Here is a 15684-nt window from a genome sequence, read left to right on the forward strand (position 1 = left end):
GCGGCGCGGTCGGGGATCGCGGGTCGGGCGGCGCGGGGGGCGCGTGTCCGTCCGAGCTATTCGGGAGTGGCGTCGAGGGCGTGGGCGACCAGCGCCAGCAGCGACTCGATCACCGTGATCCGGTTACGGGCGTCCATGATCACGACGGGGACGTGCGGTGGCACGGTCAGCGCCTCCCGTACGTCCGCCGCCTCGTACACGGTCGTCCCCTCGAACTGGTTGACGGCGACGACGTACGGCAGCCCGCAGCTCTCGAAGTAGTCGAGCGCCGGGAAGCAGTCCGGCAGCCGCCGGGTGTCCGCGAGGACTATCGCGCCTATCGCCCCGCGCACCAGGTCGTCCCACATGAACCAGAACCGCTGCTGACCGGGCGTGCCGAAGAGGTACATCACCAGGTCGTCGTCGAGCGTGATCCGGCCGAAGTCCATGGCCACGGTCGTGGTGACCTTGTCCGGCGTGGCGGTGAGGTCGTCGGTGTCCTCGCTCGCGCGGGTCATCAGCGCCTCTGTCCGGAGCGGCGTGATCTCGGAGACGGACCCGACGAACGTCGTTTTGCCGACACCGAAGCCGCCCGCGACCACGATCTTCGTCGCGGTGGGCGCACGGGTGGTGTCCAGCTGCCAGGCCTGCGGCGCCTCTTCGGGATCGGGCGGACCGTCGGCCCCGGGGCCGGCCTGGGGGTGGACGAGGAGCGTGTCAGAGGCGGCGGAGTCCACTCAGCACCCTTTCGAGCAGTGCGCGGTCGGGCTGACCGGTTCCGTGACCGGTTCCGTACACGCGGATCTTTCCCTGGTCCGCCAGGTCGCTGAGCAGCACCCGGACGACACCGAGCGGCATCTTGAGCAGCGCCGAGATCTCGGCGACGGTACGCATCCGGCGGCACAGCTCGACGATCGCCCGCAGTTCGGGCATGACGCGAGAGGTGAGGTTGCCGCCGGGAAGTTCCTGACGCTCGGGCGGTGCCTCGAGCGCGGCGACGAACGTCTCGACGAGCAGCACGTGCCCGAAGCGGGTCCGGCCGCCGGTGAGGGAGTACGGACGGACCCGGGCGGGGCGTTTGCCGTCACCGCGTACCGGAAGTTTTGGGGCGGACATCAGAGGCCACTCTCCATGGACTTGCGCAGTTCGCTGCGGACTTCGGGGGTGAGTACGTGTCCGGCACGGCCCACGAAGAGAGCCATGTGGTACGCGACGACACTCATGTCGCAGTCGGGTGTGGCGTGCACGCCGAGCAGGGAGCCGTCGCTGATCGACATGACGAAGACGCTGCCCTCCTCCATGGCGACCATCGTCTGCTTGACGCTGCCCGCGTCCATCAGGCCGGCGGCTCCGAGGGTCAGGCTGCCGATTCCGGAGATGATGGTGGCGAGGTCCGCGCTCGAGCCTCTCGGGCCCCTTGGGCCCTTCGGTCCCTTCGGTCCCTCGGGCGAGGCACCGGCGGCGGGAGCGTCGGTCTGCTCGGGGTCGGACGAGAGCAGCAGCAGCCCGTCGGAAGAGACGACGGCGACGGAGTGCACCCCTGGCACCTCCTCCACCAGGTTGCCCAGCAACCACCGCAGGTTGCGGGCCTCGCGGCTCAGGCCGAACGTGCCGGTCGCAGTCAACTGCGTGCCTCCTCGACTGTGTCCCCCGCTTCCACTTCGGTGTTTGAGCTCTCGGAGCTCTCGGAGCTCTCCGCGACCTCTGCCTCGGCGTCCCGGCGGCCGTCCTTCGCGCCCTGCTGGAAGCCGCCGAGACGGCGGCGCAGGGCCTCCGCGTCGACGCTCCCGGTCCGTCCGGAGGGGACGGTGGCGGGCTGGACGGACTGGGGGGTCCGCTTGGGCAGGCCCTTGTCGGTGACGCGGTCCCACGTCACCGGGGCTTCAGACGCCTGCGGCGCCGGCTCCGGCTCCGGCTCTGTGAGTGCCGGCTGCGGCTGCGTGAGGGTCGGCTCCTCGAGCGGCTGCGGCAGGCGCATCGCGAACGTCGCCTGGTCGATGCCGGTGGCCTCCGGCTCACCGTCGGCGGTCCGCTCGTGCGTGTCGGGCTCGGCGGCGGCAGCGAGGATCGCCCGCTCCGCGGCCTCGACGAACGGGTCCGGCTCGAGGTCCGGGCCGTGGCCGTGTCCGGCCACGTCGAGGTCGTCGTCCACGAAGTCGACGTCCGCGTCGACGTCCGCGTGGTCGGACAGGGCCGGGTCCGATGCCTCAACCGGGTCCGGTACCTGGTCGGCGTCCGCGTCCGCATCCACACCACGGTCCAAGACCTCCGCCGCTGCCGGCTCCGGGTCCTCGTGACCGGACGGCTCCGAGTCCGGTACCTGCTCCGTGTCCGCGACCACGTCCGCGTCCACGGCACGGTCCAAGACCTCCGCCGCTGCCGGCTCCGGGTCCTCGTGACCGGACGGCTCCGGGTCCGGTACCTGCTCCGCGTCCGCGACCTGGTCCGGGCTCTCCGCCGCTGCCGCGGCGACGGTGTCCTCCCGCTCGGAGCGGTCCGCTTCGGCGTCCGCCTCCGGTGCCGCGCTCCGGGGACTCTGCGGCAGCGCGTTGGAGTTGGCCTCTGCCACCGAGCCCGGAAGGTTGAGCGCCGGAGCGGCGCCCGGAACCTGGACCCGGGGCCCGGCCGCGGCCGGCGGCCCCGTCGGCAGCAGTGTCTTGGGCACCACGACGACGGCGGTGATGCCGCCCTGCTTGTGCTCGCGCAGCTGGATCCGTACGCCGTGGCGCGCCGCCAGCAGCGCGGCGACCCGCAGACCGAGCCCCTCGCCCTCGCGCCCGGCCGGGGGCTCCGCCTCGTACGACTCCGGGTCGTCGAGTCGCGCGTTGACGTCGGAGATGCGGCCCGCGGTCATGCCGATGCCCGCGTCCTGGACGGAGAGCATCACCTCGCCGCTCGCCAGCAGCCAGCCGGACAGTTCGACCCGGGAGTCCGGCGGCGAGAATGAGGTGGCGTTCTCGAGCAGTTCGGCGACGAGATGGCTGAGGTCGTCCGCGGCGAAACCGGCGACCTGGGCGTGCGGCGGCAGGGACTGGATGACGACCCGCTCGTACCGCTCGATCTCGCTGACCGCGGCGCGCAGCACGTCGACCAGGGGTACGGGGCTCACATGCCCGTGGCCGTGTTCCGTGCCCGCGAGGACGAGCAGGTTCTCGCTGTGCCTGCGCATCACGGTGGCCATGTGGTCGAGCTTGAACAGCGTTGCGAGACGCTCGGGGTCCTGCTCCCGTTCCTCGAGCTTCTCGATGACGCCGAGCTGGCGCTCGACGAGGCCGAGGGTGCGCAGCGAGAGGTTGACGAAGGTGTGGTGGACGGTGTGGCGCAACCGTGCCAGCTCGGTGGTGATCTCGTCGGTGCGCTGCCGCAGTTCGGTGCGCGCGGCGGCCAGTTCGGCCTCGAGCGCCTCGCCCGATGCGACGAGGTCGCCGCGGCCGCTCTCCAGCTGCTCGGCGCGTGTCCCGATGTCGCGGAGCCGGCCGTGCAGGGTGTTCAGGGACCGAACGACCTGGGCGAACTCGTCGTTGCGGCCGGTGAAGCGGATCGGCTCCTCGGTCTGCGGGGCTGCGGCGTCGGCGAGCCTTGCGGAACCGATGCGCAGGACTGCGAGGGGGCGGGTGAGCGTGCGGGAGACGGCGGAGAGCACACCGATGGTGACGACGACCAGTCCGCCGAGGAGCGCGATGCGGATCTGGAGGGTGGTGAGGTCGTCGTCGCGCAGCTGCTCGAACCGTTCGGTCCGGTCGGTGGCGAGTGAGGACTCCGCGCCCCGCATCTGCTCGATGCGCGCGGTGAGCGCCGCCTCCAGCTTGACCGGGTCGGTGCCGCGTTCCGTGTCGGAGAGGCTGGGCTGGTCGGTGAGGCGGGCGAGGTAGCCCTCCGCTGCCTTGACCTCGGGTCCGGTGACGGTGGTGGCGAGCCTGTCGCGGGCGGTCTTGCCTGCGGCCTGGCCGAAGTCGGCGAGGGCGGCGAGTTCGCGCACCCGGGCCTGCTGCGCGGCGGCGGTGAGGGCCGCCCGGGTACGGGCGTCGGCGCCGGTGTCCTCGCCGGGGCTTTCCACGGGGAGGCCGGTGATCGGGTCGTAGCCGATCACCGGATCCGGCTGCGGCACGGCGAGCGCCGCGAGCAGCAGCCCGCGGGCCGCGGACGCCTGTTCCACGGCGAGGCCGAGCTCCGCGGGCGCCCTGGTGGCCTCGGCGGCACGGGACGGGGTCCGGTCGGCGAGCTCACCGGCGAGCGCGTGCAGCGCGGAGACGACGGCGGTGTAGGCCTGGTGGGCGTCCATCGCGGTGCCCTTGCCGGTGATCGCGGCACGGCGGACGGAGGGCACGGAGGCGAGCGACTGGCGCAGTTCCGCCCGGTCGGTGCCCAGGGCGTCGCGGATCTCGTCGATCTGCCGGTCGACGCGGGCCGCGAGGGTGCCGGAGATCTTGCGACGGTCCTCCTTGTCGCCCTCCTGGTCTTCGCGGCCCGCCGCGATGTACGCGGTGACCTCGTCGCGCTCGTCGGCGAGCGAGTGGGCGAGGGTGACGGCCTGCCGGTCGAGCGCGGCCAGCGTGACGAGCCGCTGGGACTCGGTCAGGTCCGCCGAGGTCCCGAGGATGCCGGGGGTGCCGGCCGCCACGACCCCCAGCACGGTGACGGCGACACCGGCGACCAGCCGGTTGCGCACACGACGGGGTCGGCCTGCCGGGGCCTGTTGGGGAGAAGCCGGGGCCTGTGGATCGTCCGGGGCTCCTGTGGTCGGGGCTCCCGCGGACGGGGTTCCAGTGGGCCTGCCGCCTTTGCCCCGAGGCCGCTTCATCTGCACCGGTGCTCGCAATCTTGCTCGACTCGTCCACCCTTGAAGCAGAGATGACGACCGGTCACACGCGTAAGCCCCACCCCTGGTACGGCTTCCGACCATTCCAGTGCCTTTGGGAGGGAGGCGCGCATCGGCCGCTCCGCCACCCGAACGAGTGAACAGCACTCAGGAGTTGAGGAACAACTCCCCGCGGTGGCCGGCGCACCCGCGCGAGGCTCGCGGGTTGGACCTTCGGGCCCCCCTTTGGCAGGATGCGCGCCCGCAGCTTCGCGCAGTCGCCCATTCGGGGCGAAGCACCACGTCTGACCTGCTGGTACGGGCCAATCGGTCACCACATGGCCGGCGGGAGGGTCTCATGCAGACTGGAGGCATGCGCATCGAGCTCGCCACCGCCCCCGGCTCCCCCGAACGCCCCAACGAGGACTGGGTGTCCGTGGCCCTGCCCGCCTCGGGCCAAGGGGGAACACTCGTGGCCCTCGACGGCGTCACGCCTCCGCGGGGCGACGACGGGTGTACGCACGGGGTTCCGTGGTTCACGACACGTTTGGGCGGCGCCCTGGCCGAACTGTCCGGTTCACGGCGCGATATGACACTTGTCGACGTTCTCGCGAAGGCAATCCGGCGCACCGCGGACGCCCATCGCGACTCCTGTGACCTTTCTCACGTGCGTACGCCGCAGGCGACGGTCGTCATGGCGCGTTGGGGCGGCCCGGATCAGGACGTGGAGTACCTGGTGCTCTCCGACTCGACGCTGCTGCTGGAGTCGCCGGACGGAGCGGTCCGGGCGGTGCTGGACGACCGCCTGGACCGCCTGCCGCGCGAGGCACTGCGCACCCATGCGTCGGCGGACGCGCTGCGGAACGCGGAGGGCGGCTTCTTCACGGCCGCCGCCGATCCTTCCGTGGCCGTCCGCGCGGTCACGGGCAGCGTTCCCCGTGACCGCGTGCGCGCCGTGGCAGCGCTCACCGACGGCGCGTCCCGCTGGGTGGACATGTTCGGCGAGGGCGACTGGGCGCAGTGCGTGGCCCTGCTGCGCAAGGAGGGGGCGCAGGGGCTGATCGACCGGGTGCGGGAGCTGGAGGAGACCGCCGGTACCCGTACCGCGGTGATCCGCTGGAAGCTCCACGACGACGCGTCGGCGGTCTTCGCCGAGCTGTGACGGGGACTGCGGGGCGGTGCTCCGGTTCGCCCGGCAGGAGCGGATGCTCCGGTTCGCCCCGCAGGGGCGTGTGCTCCGGTTCGCCCCGCAGGGACTGCCGCGGCGCCGCCCGTCAGCTCTCCGCGCGGGCGTTGAGCTGGTGCAGCAGGCGGGCGAGTTCCGCGACCTCGCCCCGGTCCCAGCCGGCGAGCTTGTCCATGTACCGCTCCCTGCGGGCGTCGCGCACATGCCGGAACCGGGCCACGCCCTCACCCGTGAGCCGTACGAGGGAGGCGCGCCCGTCGGCGGGGTCCGGTTCGCGGGTCACCAGTCCGAGTTCCTCGAGAGCGCGCAGTTGACGGCTCATGGTCGCCTTGCCGACGCCGAAGTAGCCGGCCAGTTCGGTCGCCCGCTGCTGCCCGGCCTCCTCCAGCCGTACGAGCAGTCCGTAGGCGGCCGGCTCGAGATCGGGGTGGACCTCGCGGGCCATTTCACCGGAGGACGCTCTCGCCCGCCGCAGGAACACGGACAATTCCCGTTCCAGCGCGAGGAATTCGTGGTCCACACCACTCCTGTCCTTCGGGTCGGCTTCACCCGCCGTACCGCCTTCGTGCACGTCAGCACCCCTCGCGCGCTTTCCGGTTCGTGAAAGTTTCTTCCGGCGGCCGGTATCGCCGCAGCTCCGCCAGTATTTCGCAGGCATAGACCAACGGCGGCGGCCGGTCCCTCTTCCTCCGCGGGGTCTACGTGCGTAGCGTCCTTCGTGACATGTCCACACCAGCACATTCCTCCACCGTGACGTGTCGGCACGACGTCGAGTCCCCCCACCGAGGCCTTCGGAGGCACGCATGCCCGTGCACAGATCCGGAACGAACGACCGCAGGCGCGCAGCCGCGATCGGCACTCTCCTCGCAGTCCTCTCCCTCCTCCTCGCCCTCCCCGGCACCGCCACCGCCGACCCGAAGCCCGAACGCGGCTCGGCCCACATGGGCATGGGCGTCGTCCCCCACGACGGTCAGGGCGGCCCCCCGCGCGACACCCGCGCCGTCCAGACCGAAGGCGTGGACGTCTCCAGCCACCAGGGCAACGTCGACTGGGCCGCACTGTGGAACAGCGGCGTCAAGTGGGCCTATGTGAAGGCCACCGAGGGCACCTACTACAAGAACACGTACTTCACACAGCAGTACAACGGCTCGTACAACATCGGCATGATCCGGGGCTCGTACCACTTCGCCACCCCCAACACCACGACGGGCGCCGCGCAGGCGGACTACTTCGTCGACAACGGCGGCGGCTGGTCCCGCGACGGCAAGACCCTCCCGGGCGTGCTCGACATCGAGTGGAACCCCTACGGCGCCGCCTGCTACGGCAAGTCGCAGTCCGCGATGGTCACCTGGATCCGCGACTTCGTGAACCGCTACAAGGCCCGCACCGGCCGGGACGCGGTCATCTACACGGCGACCAGCTGGTGGACGCAGTGCACCGGCAACTACGGCGGCTTCGGCTCCACCAACCCGCTGTGGATCGCCCGCTACAACACCACCCCGGGCACACTGCCGGCCGGCTGGGCCTACTACACGATGTGGCAGTACACGTCCTCGGGGCCGATCGTCGGCGACCACAACAAGTTCAACGGCGCGTACGACCGCGTCCAGGCACTCGCCTACGGCTGAAGCGACCGGTCCACACGGCCGACGCCGCCCGCCTACGGCTGACGCGGCCGCCGCGTGGCCGACGCCGCCCGCCCCGTCACGCCCAGTGCGCGGGGCGGGTGAGCCCGTCCGGCAGACGGGTCGCCCCGTCGCCCCTGGCCGCGTTGAGCTGCGGCTGGGTGAGGAAGATGCAGCCGGTCAGGTCCGCGCCCGACAGATCGGCGTCCCTGAGGTCCGCGCCGATGAGATCGGCGAGCCGCATATCGGCGCCCGTCAGGTCGGCCGCGATCAGATACGCGCCGCGCAGGCTGACACCACGGAGATCGGCGTTCCTGAGCCTGGCACCCATCAGGTCCGCTCCCCTGCGGTCCTTCTTCCTCCGGCCGGTCCCCGCACCCGCGCGCACGAGCTCACTGGTGCGCAGCAGAAGGACGTTGACCTCCTGGCGGCGCGCGGCGACGTCCAGTTCCAGCAGGGCCTCCGGGGCGAGCCGGGTGAGCTCCTCCACGATCTCCAGCTGCCGCCGCAGCTCCCCGTGGAGCTCACGGGCGGCGCCCAGCGTCCGGGCCTGCGTCAGGTACCAGAGCAGTTCGTGCAGCTGCCGTACGACGGGGAAGACGTCGAACATCTGCCGTGCCGTGTCCGGGGCCTCCCGCCAGCTCGTCCCGCCGTAGGTGACCTGCGAGACCTGCTGACCGGCGCCGAAGCAGTCGTAGACGGTGCAACCGGAGTAGCCGCTGTCGCGGAGCCGTGCGTGGATGCCGCAGCCGAAGTCCTCGCGCAGGTTGGCGCAGGGCGTGCCGGCGTTCTTGTTCACCGCGAAGTCGGCGGAGGCGGCGAAGGGCAGTGCGACACAGCACAGCCCGAAGCAGTTCGAGCAGTCGGCCCGCAAAGTGGTCATCCGATCATTGTGCGGGACGGACGGAGTCGACCGGCGCCCGGCGGTGGTGATCCACCGCCGGGCGCCGTGTGTCCGCCGACCGGTCAGGCCGCCGCCGTCACCGGGACCTCGGCCGCGGACAGCGCGAGCTCCAGCACCTGGCGGACATCGGTCACCGGGTGCACCTCGAGCTTCTCGAGGATCTCCGCCGGGACGTCGTCCAGGTCCGCCTCGTTCCGCTTGGGGATCACGACCGTCGTGATGCCCGCCCGGTGCGCCGCGAGCAGTTTCTGCTTCACACCGCCGATGGGCAGCACCCGGCCGGTGAGAGAGACCTCGCCGGTCATCGCCACGTCGGTGCGCACCTGGCGTCCGGAGAGCAGCGACGCGAGCGCCGTGGTCATCGTGACGCCCGCGCTCGGCCCGTCCTTGGGCACCGCGCCCGCCGGGAAGTGGATGTGCACACCCCGGTCCTTGAGGTCGGCGACCGGCAGCTCCAGTTCGGCGCCGTGCGAGCGCAGGAAGCTCAGCGCGATCTGCGCGGACTCCTTCATCACGTCACCGAGCTGACCGGTCAGGGTCAGTCCGGACGCGCTGGTCTCCGGGTCGGCGAGCGACGCCTCCACGAACAGGACGTCACCGCCCGCACCGGTGACCGCGAGCCCGGTGGCCACGCCCGGCACCGCCGTGCGGCGCTCGGCCGGGTCCTGGGCGGACTCGGGTACGTGGTGCGGCCGGCCGATGAGCCCGCGCAGCTCCTCGTGCGTGACCGTGAACGGCAGCTCCTGGTCCCCCAGCTCGTGCTGTGCGGCGATCTTCCGCAGCAGCCGCGCGATCGACCGCTCCAGGTTCCGCACGCCCGCCTCGCGGGTGTACTCGCCCGCGAGCCTGCGCAGCGCCGACTCGTCGAGGGTCACCTCGCCGGTCTCCAGGCCGGCCCGCTCCAACTGGCGCGGCACGAGGTGGTCCCGGGCGATGACGACCTTCTCGTCCTCGGTGTATCCGTCGAGCCGTACCAGTTCCATCCGGTCGAGCAGGGCTTCGGGGATGGCCTCGAGCACGTTGGCCGTGGCGAGGAAGACGACGTCGCTGAGGTCGAGTTCGACCTCGAGGTAGTGGTCGCGGAAGGTGTGGTTCTGCGCCGGGTCGAGGACCTCGAGCAGGGCGGCCGCCGGGTCGCCGCGGAAGTCGGAGCCGACCTTGTCGATCTCGTCGAGGAGGATGACCGGGTTCAGGGAACCGGCCTCCTTGATCGCCCGGACGATCCGGCCGGGCAGCGCGCCCACGTACGTACGCCGGTGGCCGCGGATCTCTGCCTCGTCCCGTACGCCGCCGAGCGCGACGCGGACGAACTTCCGGCCCATGGCGTGCGCGACGGACTCACCGAGCGAGGTCTTTCCCACGCCGGGCGGGCCGACGAGCGCGAGAACCGCGCCCCCACGCCGCCCGCCGACCACGCCCAGCCCCCGGTCGGCACGCCGCTTGCGCACCGCCAGGTACTCGGTGATCCGCTCCTTCACGTCCTGCAGCCCCGCGTGCTCGGCGTCCAGGACGGTCTTGGCGCCCCGGATGTCGTAGGCGTCCTCCGTGCGCTCGTTCCACGGCAGTTCGAGCACCGTGTCCAGCCAGGTGCGGATCCAGGAGCCCTCGGGCGACTGGTCGCTCGCCCGCTCCAGCTTCTCGACCTCCTTGAGCGCGGCCTCGCGGACCTTCTCGGGCAGGTCCGCGGCCTCGACCCGGGACCGGTAGTCGTCGGACTCGTCGCCCTCCGACTCGCCGTTCAGCTCGCGCAGTTCCTTGCGCACCGCGTCGAGCTGGCGGCGCAGCAGGAACTCGCGCTGCTGCTTGTCGACGCCCTCCTGGACGTCCTTGGCGATGGACTCGGCAACGTCCTGTTCGGCGAGGTGCTCGCGCAGCTGCTCGGTGGCGAGCCTGAGGCGGGCGACGGGGTCGCCGGTCTCCAGCAGCTCGATCTTCTGAGCGGTGCTCAGGAAGGGTGAGTAGCCGGAGTTGTCGGCGAGCTGCGAGACGCCGTCGATCTGCTGCACCCGGTCGACGACCTGCCAGGCGCCACGCTTCTTCAGCCAGGCGGTGGCCAGCGCCTTGTACTCCTTGACCAGTTCGGTCACCGCGCCGGGCAGGGGGTCGGGAACGCTCTCCTCGACCACGGTCCCCTCGACCCACAGGGCAGCGCCGGGCCCCGTCGTACCGGCGCCGATGCGGACGCGGCCGACGCCGCGGATCAGCGCACCGGGGTCGCCGTCGGAGAGCCGGCCCACCTGCTCCACGGTCCCGAGCACGCCGGTCGCGGCGTACGTGCCGTCGACGCGGGGAACGAGCAACACCTTCGGCTTGTTGCCGGAGGGACGGGCGGCAGCCTGGGCGGCCTCGACCGCGGCCCGTACATCGGCGTCGGACAGGTCGAGCGGCACGACCATGCCAGGCAGCACGACCTCGTCGTCGAGCGGCAGCACGGGCAGTGTGAGCGGTGAATTCGCCTTGATATCGGCAGCCATGATCTCCCCTTAGGCAGTCAAGTTGAGCTGTATCGACTCAATGGTTGTGAGCCGCCGAATGTTCCCCTCCGCGTGTTCGCTGTGAGCGATCAGCGAAATCCGGAGGACGATTCCGCTACCGGTGGGCGAAAGTGACCCGATGGACGACAAGGGGTTGAATCCGGACGGGACCATCGCGCGGGAGGGCTCACTGGAACGCGTGACGCCGACCTTCGCGCCGGTGGTGGCGGCCGCCCGCGAGGAGATCACCGAACGCTTCGGCGACGACCGGCTCCACAGCGCCCATCTCTACGGCAGCGTTCCGCGCGGCACGGCCGTGCCCGGTGTCTCCGACCTCGACCTGCTGCTCGTCCTTCGCGAGCAGCCGACCGTCCGCGACCGGGCCGACGCCGACGCCGCGGAGCGCGCGCTCGACGGGGCCTTCGACGCGATCGACGGCGCGGGCGTCCTCCTGGTCGGCGTCCAGGCGGCGCTCAGCGAGCTCGAGCGCTACGACCTGGGCTTCTTCATCTCGTGCCTCTGCACGCCTCTGCTCGGCGAGGATCTCGCCACCCGCCTCCCCGCCCAGCGCCCCACTGCACTCCTGGCGCGCGAGACCAATGGCGACCTGGCGCTCGCGGTGCCGCGCTGGCGTGAGCGGATGCGGGACGCCGGGACAGGGACGGACACCGGGGCGCAGACCGCGCGGCGAAAGCTGTGCCGTACGGCCGCGCGGCGCATCGTGCGGTCGGGCTTCACGCTGGTGATGCCGCTCTGGGGCGGCTGGACCAGCGATCTCGCCGAGTCGGCCGAGGTGTTCGCCGGCCACTACCCGCGGCGGGCGGAGCAGATGCGGCTGGCCGCCACGGTCGCCCGCAACCCGACGTCCGACCCGGCCGTGATCCACACCCTTGTCGAGGACCTGGGGCCGTGGCTGGCGGCGGAGTACACGGCGGTGCACGGGGAGAAGGCCGCGCGGACCTGACCAGGTCGAGGCCCTGGCTGATCGATTCGGACGACAGAGCGCCGACCAGTAGCGGGCCCGGAGACTCGTGTGTAATAGTCTCTCTTGCTTAGCATCTATTACTAACCCCAGCTGAAGTTCGAAGAACGCTGCCGAGGAGTCCCGTATGTCTTTCGAGTCGACGGCGGAGATCGTCCACGCCTGGGTTCAGGGCTGGGTCGTCTCGCGCGGAGCGGCGGACCCGGTGCACAGGCCCTGGGGCCTCACCGTCGACGTCGGCCAGGTCAAGCAGGCCACCCGCCACGTCCTGACCGCGGCCGACGAGGCCACGGTGCGCAAGGTCGCCGCCGAGGTGGCCGCGCCCACGGTGTGGCTGAAGGTCTTCGCCGACCCCGATGCCGTCGTCGAGTGGGCCGGCCCCGACTGGACCGTCGACGAGCCCGGCTGGCTGATGCACGCACGGCTCCGGCGCACCCGGACCGTGGTGCCGGACGGCTACACCCTGCGGACCTGGACCCGCGGTGGCGTCGTCCGTGCCCTGGTCGTGGCCGCGGACGGCTCCTTCGCCGCGCGCGCCCAGATCGCCCCGACCGGACGCACCGCGGTCGTGGACCAGGTGGAGACCGCTCCACAACACCGCCGCAAGGGCCTCGGCAGGCTCGTGATGGACACCCTCCACAACGCCGCCCTCGACCACGGCGCCACCGTCGGCGTGCTCGGTGCCACGCCGGACGGCCGCGCCCTCTACGAGTCCGTGGGCTGGCAGGTCCGGGTACCGCTGGTGAGCCTGTTCCACGCACCGGCCGGGACCTGACCGGGCAGGCGGGCGCGGACCGTGGCCGCCCGCCCGGTCACGACGCCGCGCGGCGCCGGTGGGCGGCAGCGGCGGCGGGGACGTGTGACCGGCGCGCGGACGGGCAGGAACCCGTCCGACCGCTGCCGCGTCCCTCCCCGTGGAAGGGGCGGCGGGGCCGATGGTTTGTCCGTTCACTCGGCACCCGGCCAAAATGGCCCCGGTCCGTGTCGTCATCCCACAGCCGCACCGGAGGCCGATAGCCATGCCGTTCCCCGCCACCGACGCTCCCGTCACACTGGACCGGCGCGAGGGCCCCTTCGGGGAGGTGGTGCTCCGCAGCCGGGGGGACGGCGACGGGAAGGTCTACGAGATCATCGCCAACGGCTGCTTCCTGATGGACACCTCCGACGGCCGGTCGGAGCGGCTGCTCGTCGACGCCGCCCACCAGGCGATCGGCACCGGCAACGTCGCGCCTCGGGTCCTCATCGGCGGCCTCGGGGTCGGCTTCTCGCTCGCCCACGCCGCCGCGATGCCGTCATGGCGACGGATCGCGGTGGTCGAGAGGGAACAGGCGATCATCGACTGGCACCGCGGCGGACCGCTCGCCGCGATCTCCGGCGAGGCGCTCGGCGATCCACGGTGCGTGATCCTTCACACGGATCTCATGAGTCACCTGACCTCGACTGCGGACCGTTACGACGCCCTGTGTCTGGACATCGACAACGGCCCCGACTGGACCGTCACCGAGGACAACGAGGACCTCTACTCACCGGCCGGACTCGCGGCGTGCCGAGCTGCGTTGGAGCCGGGCGGAGTGCTTGCCGTATGGTCCGCAAAGCCGTCCGCGGCCTTCGAGGAAGCGATGCGGAATGCCGGATTCAGCGGGGTAAGAACCGAAGAGATCCACCTTGCCCGGGGCGTACCGGACGTCGTCCACCTCGGCGTTCGCCCTGCGTAGCCGGGACGACGTCGCTGCCTTTACGCTGCTGGACTACACACCGAATCCACCTTCGAAGCAGAACCAGATGCAGCACGCAGAAAACGCGTACAAGGGCGGGGCGATGGAGCAGACACACACCACGCAAGGCGGCGTCGCGGCCACTCCCGGCGCCCAGCGCCGGGTGCTGGTGGTGGAGGACGACGCCACGATCGTCGACGCCATCGCCGCACGACTGCGGGCCGAGGGCTTCCTGGTCCAGACGGCGCTCGACGGCCCTGCCGCGGTCGACGCCGCGGACGCATGGCAACCGGACCTGATGGTCCTTGACGTCATGCTGCCGGGCTTCGACGGGCTCGAGGTCTGCCGCCGGGTGCAGGCACAGCGGCCGGTACCGGTCCTGATGCTCACCGCGCGTGACGACGAGACCGACATGCTGGTCGGCCTCGGCGTCGGCGCCGACGACTACATGACCAAGCCGTTCTCGATGCGGGAGCTCGCGGCCAGGGTGCACGTCCTGCTGCGCCGCGTGGAGCGGGCGGCGCTGGCGGCGGTCACCCCGCGCAGCGGGATCCTGCGCCTCGGCGAGCTGGAGATCGACCACGCGCAGCGCCGGGTGCGGGTGCGGGCCGAGGACGTCCACCTGACGCCGACCGAGTTCGACCTGCTGGTCTGTCTGGCGAACACGCCCCGCGCGGTCCTCTCCCGTGAGCAGCTGCTCGCGGAGGTCTGGGACTGGGCGGACGCGTCCGGAACACGCACGGTCGACAGCCACATCAAGGCACTGCGCCGCAAGATCGGCGCGGAGCGGATCCGCACCGTCCACGGGGTGGGCTACGCCCTGGAGACGCCGGCGCCATGAAACGGCGGCGGCCGTGCGGCACGCGGCGCAGAGGGCTGAGCACAGCGTCCATCACGATCTCGATCAAGACGAAGCTGAGCACGCTCGTCGTCGTCTCGGTCTTCATCACCACCGGTCTGATGCTGATGGCCTTCCACAGCAAGACCGAGGTGCGGTTCATCACGGTCTTCACGATCATCGCCACGCTGCTGATAACCCAGTTCGTGGCGCACGGTCTGACCGCGCCGCTGGACGAGATGAACAAGGTCGCCAGGGGCATATCGCACGGCGACTACACCCGCCGGGTGCGCGGCGCCGACCGCCGCGACGAGCTGGGCGACCTGGCCTCGACGATCAACCGCATGGCCGACGATCTCGAAGCCGTGGACCAGCACCGCAAGGAACTGGTCGCCAACGTCTCGCACGAGCTGCGCACCCCGATCGCCGCACTGCGCGCGGTGCTGGAGAACGTCGTCGACGGAGTGTCCGCCGCCGATCCGGAGACGATGCGCACGGCGCTGAAGCAGACGGAGCGGCTGGGCCGCCTGGTCGAGACACTGCTCGACCTCTCCCGCCTCGACAACGGGGTGCTGCCGCTGCGGGCCTCCCGTTTCGAGGTGTGGCCCTATCTGTCCGGCGTGCTGAAGGAGGCCAATCTGGCGTCCTCGCGGCGCGGCCTCGCGTCCGGCTCCGGGCATCACACGCGTACCGACGTCCATCTGCACCTGGACGTGTCCCCGCCGGAGCTGACGGCGCACGCGGACGCGGAGCGGCTGCACCAGGTCGTGGCGAACCTCATCGACAACGCGGTGCGGCACTCCCCGCCGCACGGCCGGGTGACGGTACGCGCGCGGCGCGGGCCGCACCCGGAGTCGCTCGACCTGGAGGTGCTGGACGAGGGCCCGGGCATCCCGGAGCAGGAGCGCCACCGGGTCTTCGAGCGTTTCAACCGGGGCAGCGTGCCCTCGCCGCACGGGCCGGGCAGCGACGGCGGTACGGGTCTGGGGCTGGCCATCGCGCGCTGGGCGGTCGATCTCCACGGTGGGCGCATCGGTGTGGCCGAATCCGTACATGGCTGCCGCATCCAGGTCATCCTTCCGGGGATCAGGTCGGCACGCAGTTGACGTAGGGTTCGAACCGGAAGCACAGATTCTGCGTGTAAGAGGTCACTACACGGGAAGCCGACGGACCGAGCAGCGGA

The 15684-nt window shown here is 71.6% G+C and carries 14 protein-coding genes; 7 read left to right on the forward strand and 7 right to left on the reverse strand.

Annotated elements, in window-relative coordinates:
• Positions 1 to 56: 56 nt before the first annotated feature.
• The 4 genes from ACFYV1_RS26715 to ACFYV1_RS26730 are packed head-to-tail and all read right to left on the reverse strand — an operon-like array spanning position 57 to position 4780.
• Positions 57 to 716 (reverse strand): ATP/GTP-binding protein, encoded by a 660-nt coding sequence (locus tag ACFYV1_RS26715; RefSeq protein WP_389398132.1) that lies wholly within the window; start codon positions 714 to 716, stop codon positions 57 to 59.
• Positions 697 to 1095 (reverse strand): DUF742 domain-containing protein, encoded by a 399-nt coding sequence (locus tag ACFYV1_RS26720; RefSeq protein WP_389398133.1) that lies wholly within the window; start codon positions 1093 to 1095, stop codon positions 697 to 699. The genes ACFYV1_RS26715 and ACFYV1_RS26720 overlap by 20 nt, the downstream gene beginning before the upstream one ends.
• Positions 1095 to 1604, reverse strand: a complete 510-nt coding sequence (locus tag ACFYV1_RS26725) for a roadblock/LC7 domain-containing protein (protein WP_389398134.1) — start codon at positions 1602 to 1604, stop codon at positions 1095 to 1097. The genes ACFYV1_RS26720 and ACFYV1_RS26725 overlap by 1 nt, the downstream gene beginning before the upstream one ends.
• Entirely contained in the window at positions 1601 to 4780 is a 3180-nt protein-coding gene (locus ACFYV1_RS26730) for a nitrate- and nitrite sensing domain-containing protein (RefSeq protein WP_389398135.1), read from the reverse strand. Before ACFYV1_RS26730 ends, ACFYV1_RS26725 begins: the two co-directional genes overlap by 4 nt.
• A 370-nt stretch (positions 4781 to 5150) precedes the next feature.
• Between ACFYV1_RS26730 and ACFYV1_RS26735 the strand changes: the two genes are divergently transcribed.
• Positions 5151 to 5939, forward strand: coding sequence for a hypothetical protein (locus tag ACFYV1_RS26735; protein ID WP_389398239.1), 789 nt, complete (start codon positions 5151 to 5153; stop codon positions 5937 to 5939).
• 112 nt (positions 5940 to 6051) lie between these two features.
• On the opposite strand, the gene ACFYV1_RS26740 is transcribed toward ACFYV1_RS26735, so the two are convergent.
• On the reverse strand, positions 6052 to 6483 hold the full coding sequence (locus ACFYV1_RS26740; RefSeq protein WP_389398136.1) for a MarR family winged helix-turn-helix transcriptional regulator: 432 nt from the start codon (positions 6481 to 6483) through the stop codon (positions 6052 to 6054).
• 283 nt (positions 6484 to 6766) lie between these two features.
• Here ACFYV1_RS26740 and ACFYV1_RS26745 point away from each other — a divergent pair, with 283 nt between their 5' ends.
• The gene (locus ACFYV1_RS26745; RefSeq protein WP_389398137.1) at positions 6767 to 7591 is read left to right on the forward strand and encodes a lysozyme; all 825 of its coding nucleotides are present in this window, start codon (positions 6767 to 6769) and stop codon (positions 7589 to 7591) included.
• Between the two features lie 76 nt (positions 7592 to 7667).
• On the opposite strand, the gene ACFYV1_RS26750 is transcribed toward ACFYV1_RS26745, so the two are convergent.
• Positions 7668 to 8471: a pentapeptide repeat-containing protein gene (locus ACFYV1_RS26750; protein ID WP_389398138.1), complete on the reverse strand. Its 804-nt coding sequence runs from the start codon at positions 8469 to 8471 to the stop codon at positions 7668 to 7670.
• An 83-nt stretch (positions 8472 to 8554) separates the two neighbouring features.
• Positions 8555 to 10966, reverse strand: coding sequence for an endopeptidase La (lon, locus tag ACFYV1_RS26755; protein ID WP_389398139.1), 2412 nt, complete (start codon positions 10964 to 10966; stop codon positions 8555 to 8557).
• A gap of 139 nt (positions 10967 to 11105) precedes the next feature.
• Between lon and ACFYV1_RS26760 the strand changes: the two genes are divergently transcribed.
• The 5 genes from ACFYV1_RS26760 to ACFYV1_RS26780 all read left to right on the forward strand — a co-directional run bounded on the left by ACFYV1_RS26760 (position 11106) and on the right by ACFYV1_RS26780 (position 15607).
• The gene (locus tag ACFYV1_RS26760) at positions 11106 to 11930 is read left to right on the forward strand and encodes a nucleotidyltransferase domain-containing protein (RefSeq protein ID WP_389398140.1); all 825 of its coding nucleotides are present in this window, start codon (positions 11106 to 11108) and stop codon (positions 11928 to 11930) included.
• A gap of 145 nt (positions 11931 to 12075) precedes the next feature.
• Positions 12076 to 12723, forward strand: coding sequence for a GNAT family N-acetyltransferase (locus tag ACFYV1_RS26765; protein WP_389398141.1), 648 nt, complete (start codon positions 12076 to 12078; stop codon positions 12721 to 12723).
• Positions 12724 to 12967: 244 nt separating this feature from the next.
• Positions 12968 to 13663 carry a spermidine synthase gene (locus ACFYV1_RS26770; protein ID WP_389398142.1) on the forward strand — a complete coding sequence of 232 codons (696 nt, stop codon included), beginning with the start codon at positions 12968 to 12970 and terminating at the stop codon, positions 13661 to 13663.
• A gap of 103 nt (positions 13664 to 13766) precedes the next feature.
• A complete protein-coding gene (locus ACFYV1_RS26775; protein ID WP_100111355.1) occupies positions 13767 to 14504 on the forward strand; it encodes a response regulator transcription factor in 738 nt (245 codons plus the stop codon).
• Positions 14501 to 15607, forward strand: coding sequence for an ATP-binding protein (locus ACFYV1_RS26780; protein WP_389398143.1), 1107 nt, complete (start codon positions 14501 to 14503; stop codon positions 15605 to 15607). The genes ACFYV1_RS26775 and ACFYV1_RS26780 overlap by 4 nt, the downstream gene beginning before the upstream one ends.
• Positions 15608 to 15684: the final 77 nt, after the last annotated feature.

The organism is Streptomyces sp. NPDC003023 (genome assembly GCF_042888225.1).
In the GTDB taxonomy this organism is placed as follows: Bacteria; Actinomycetota; Actinomycetes; order Streptomycetales; family Streptomycetaceae; genus Streptomyces.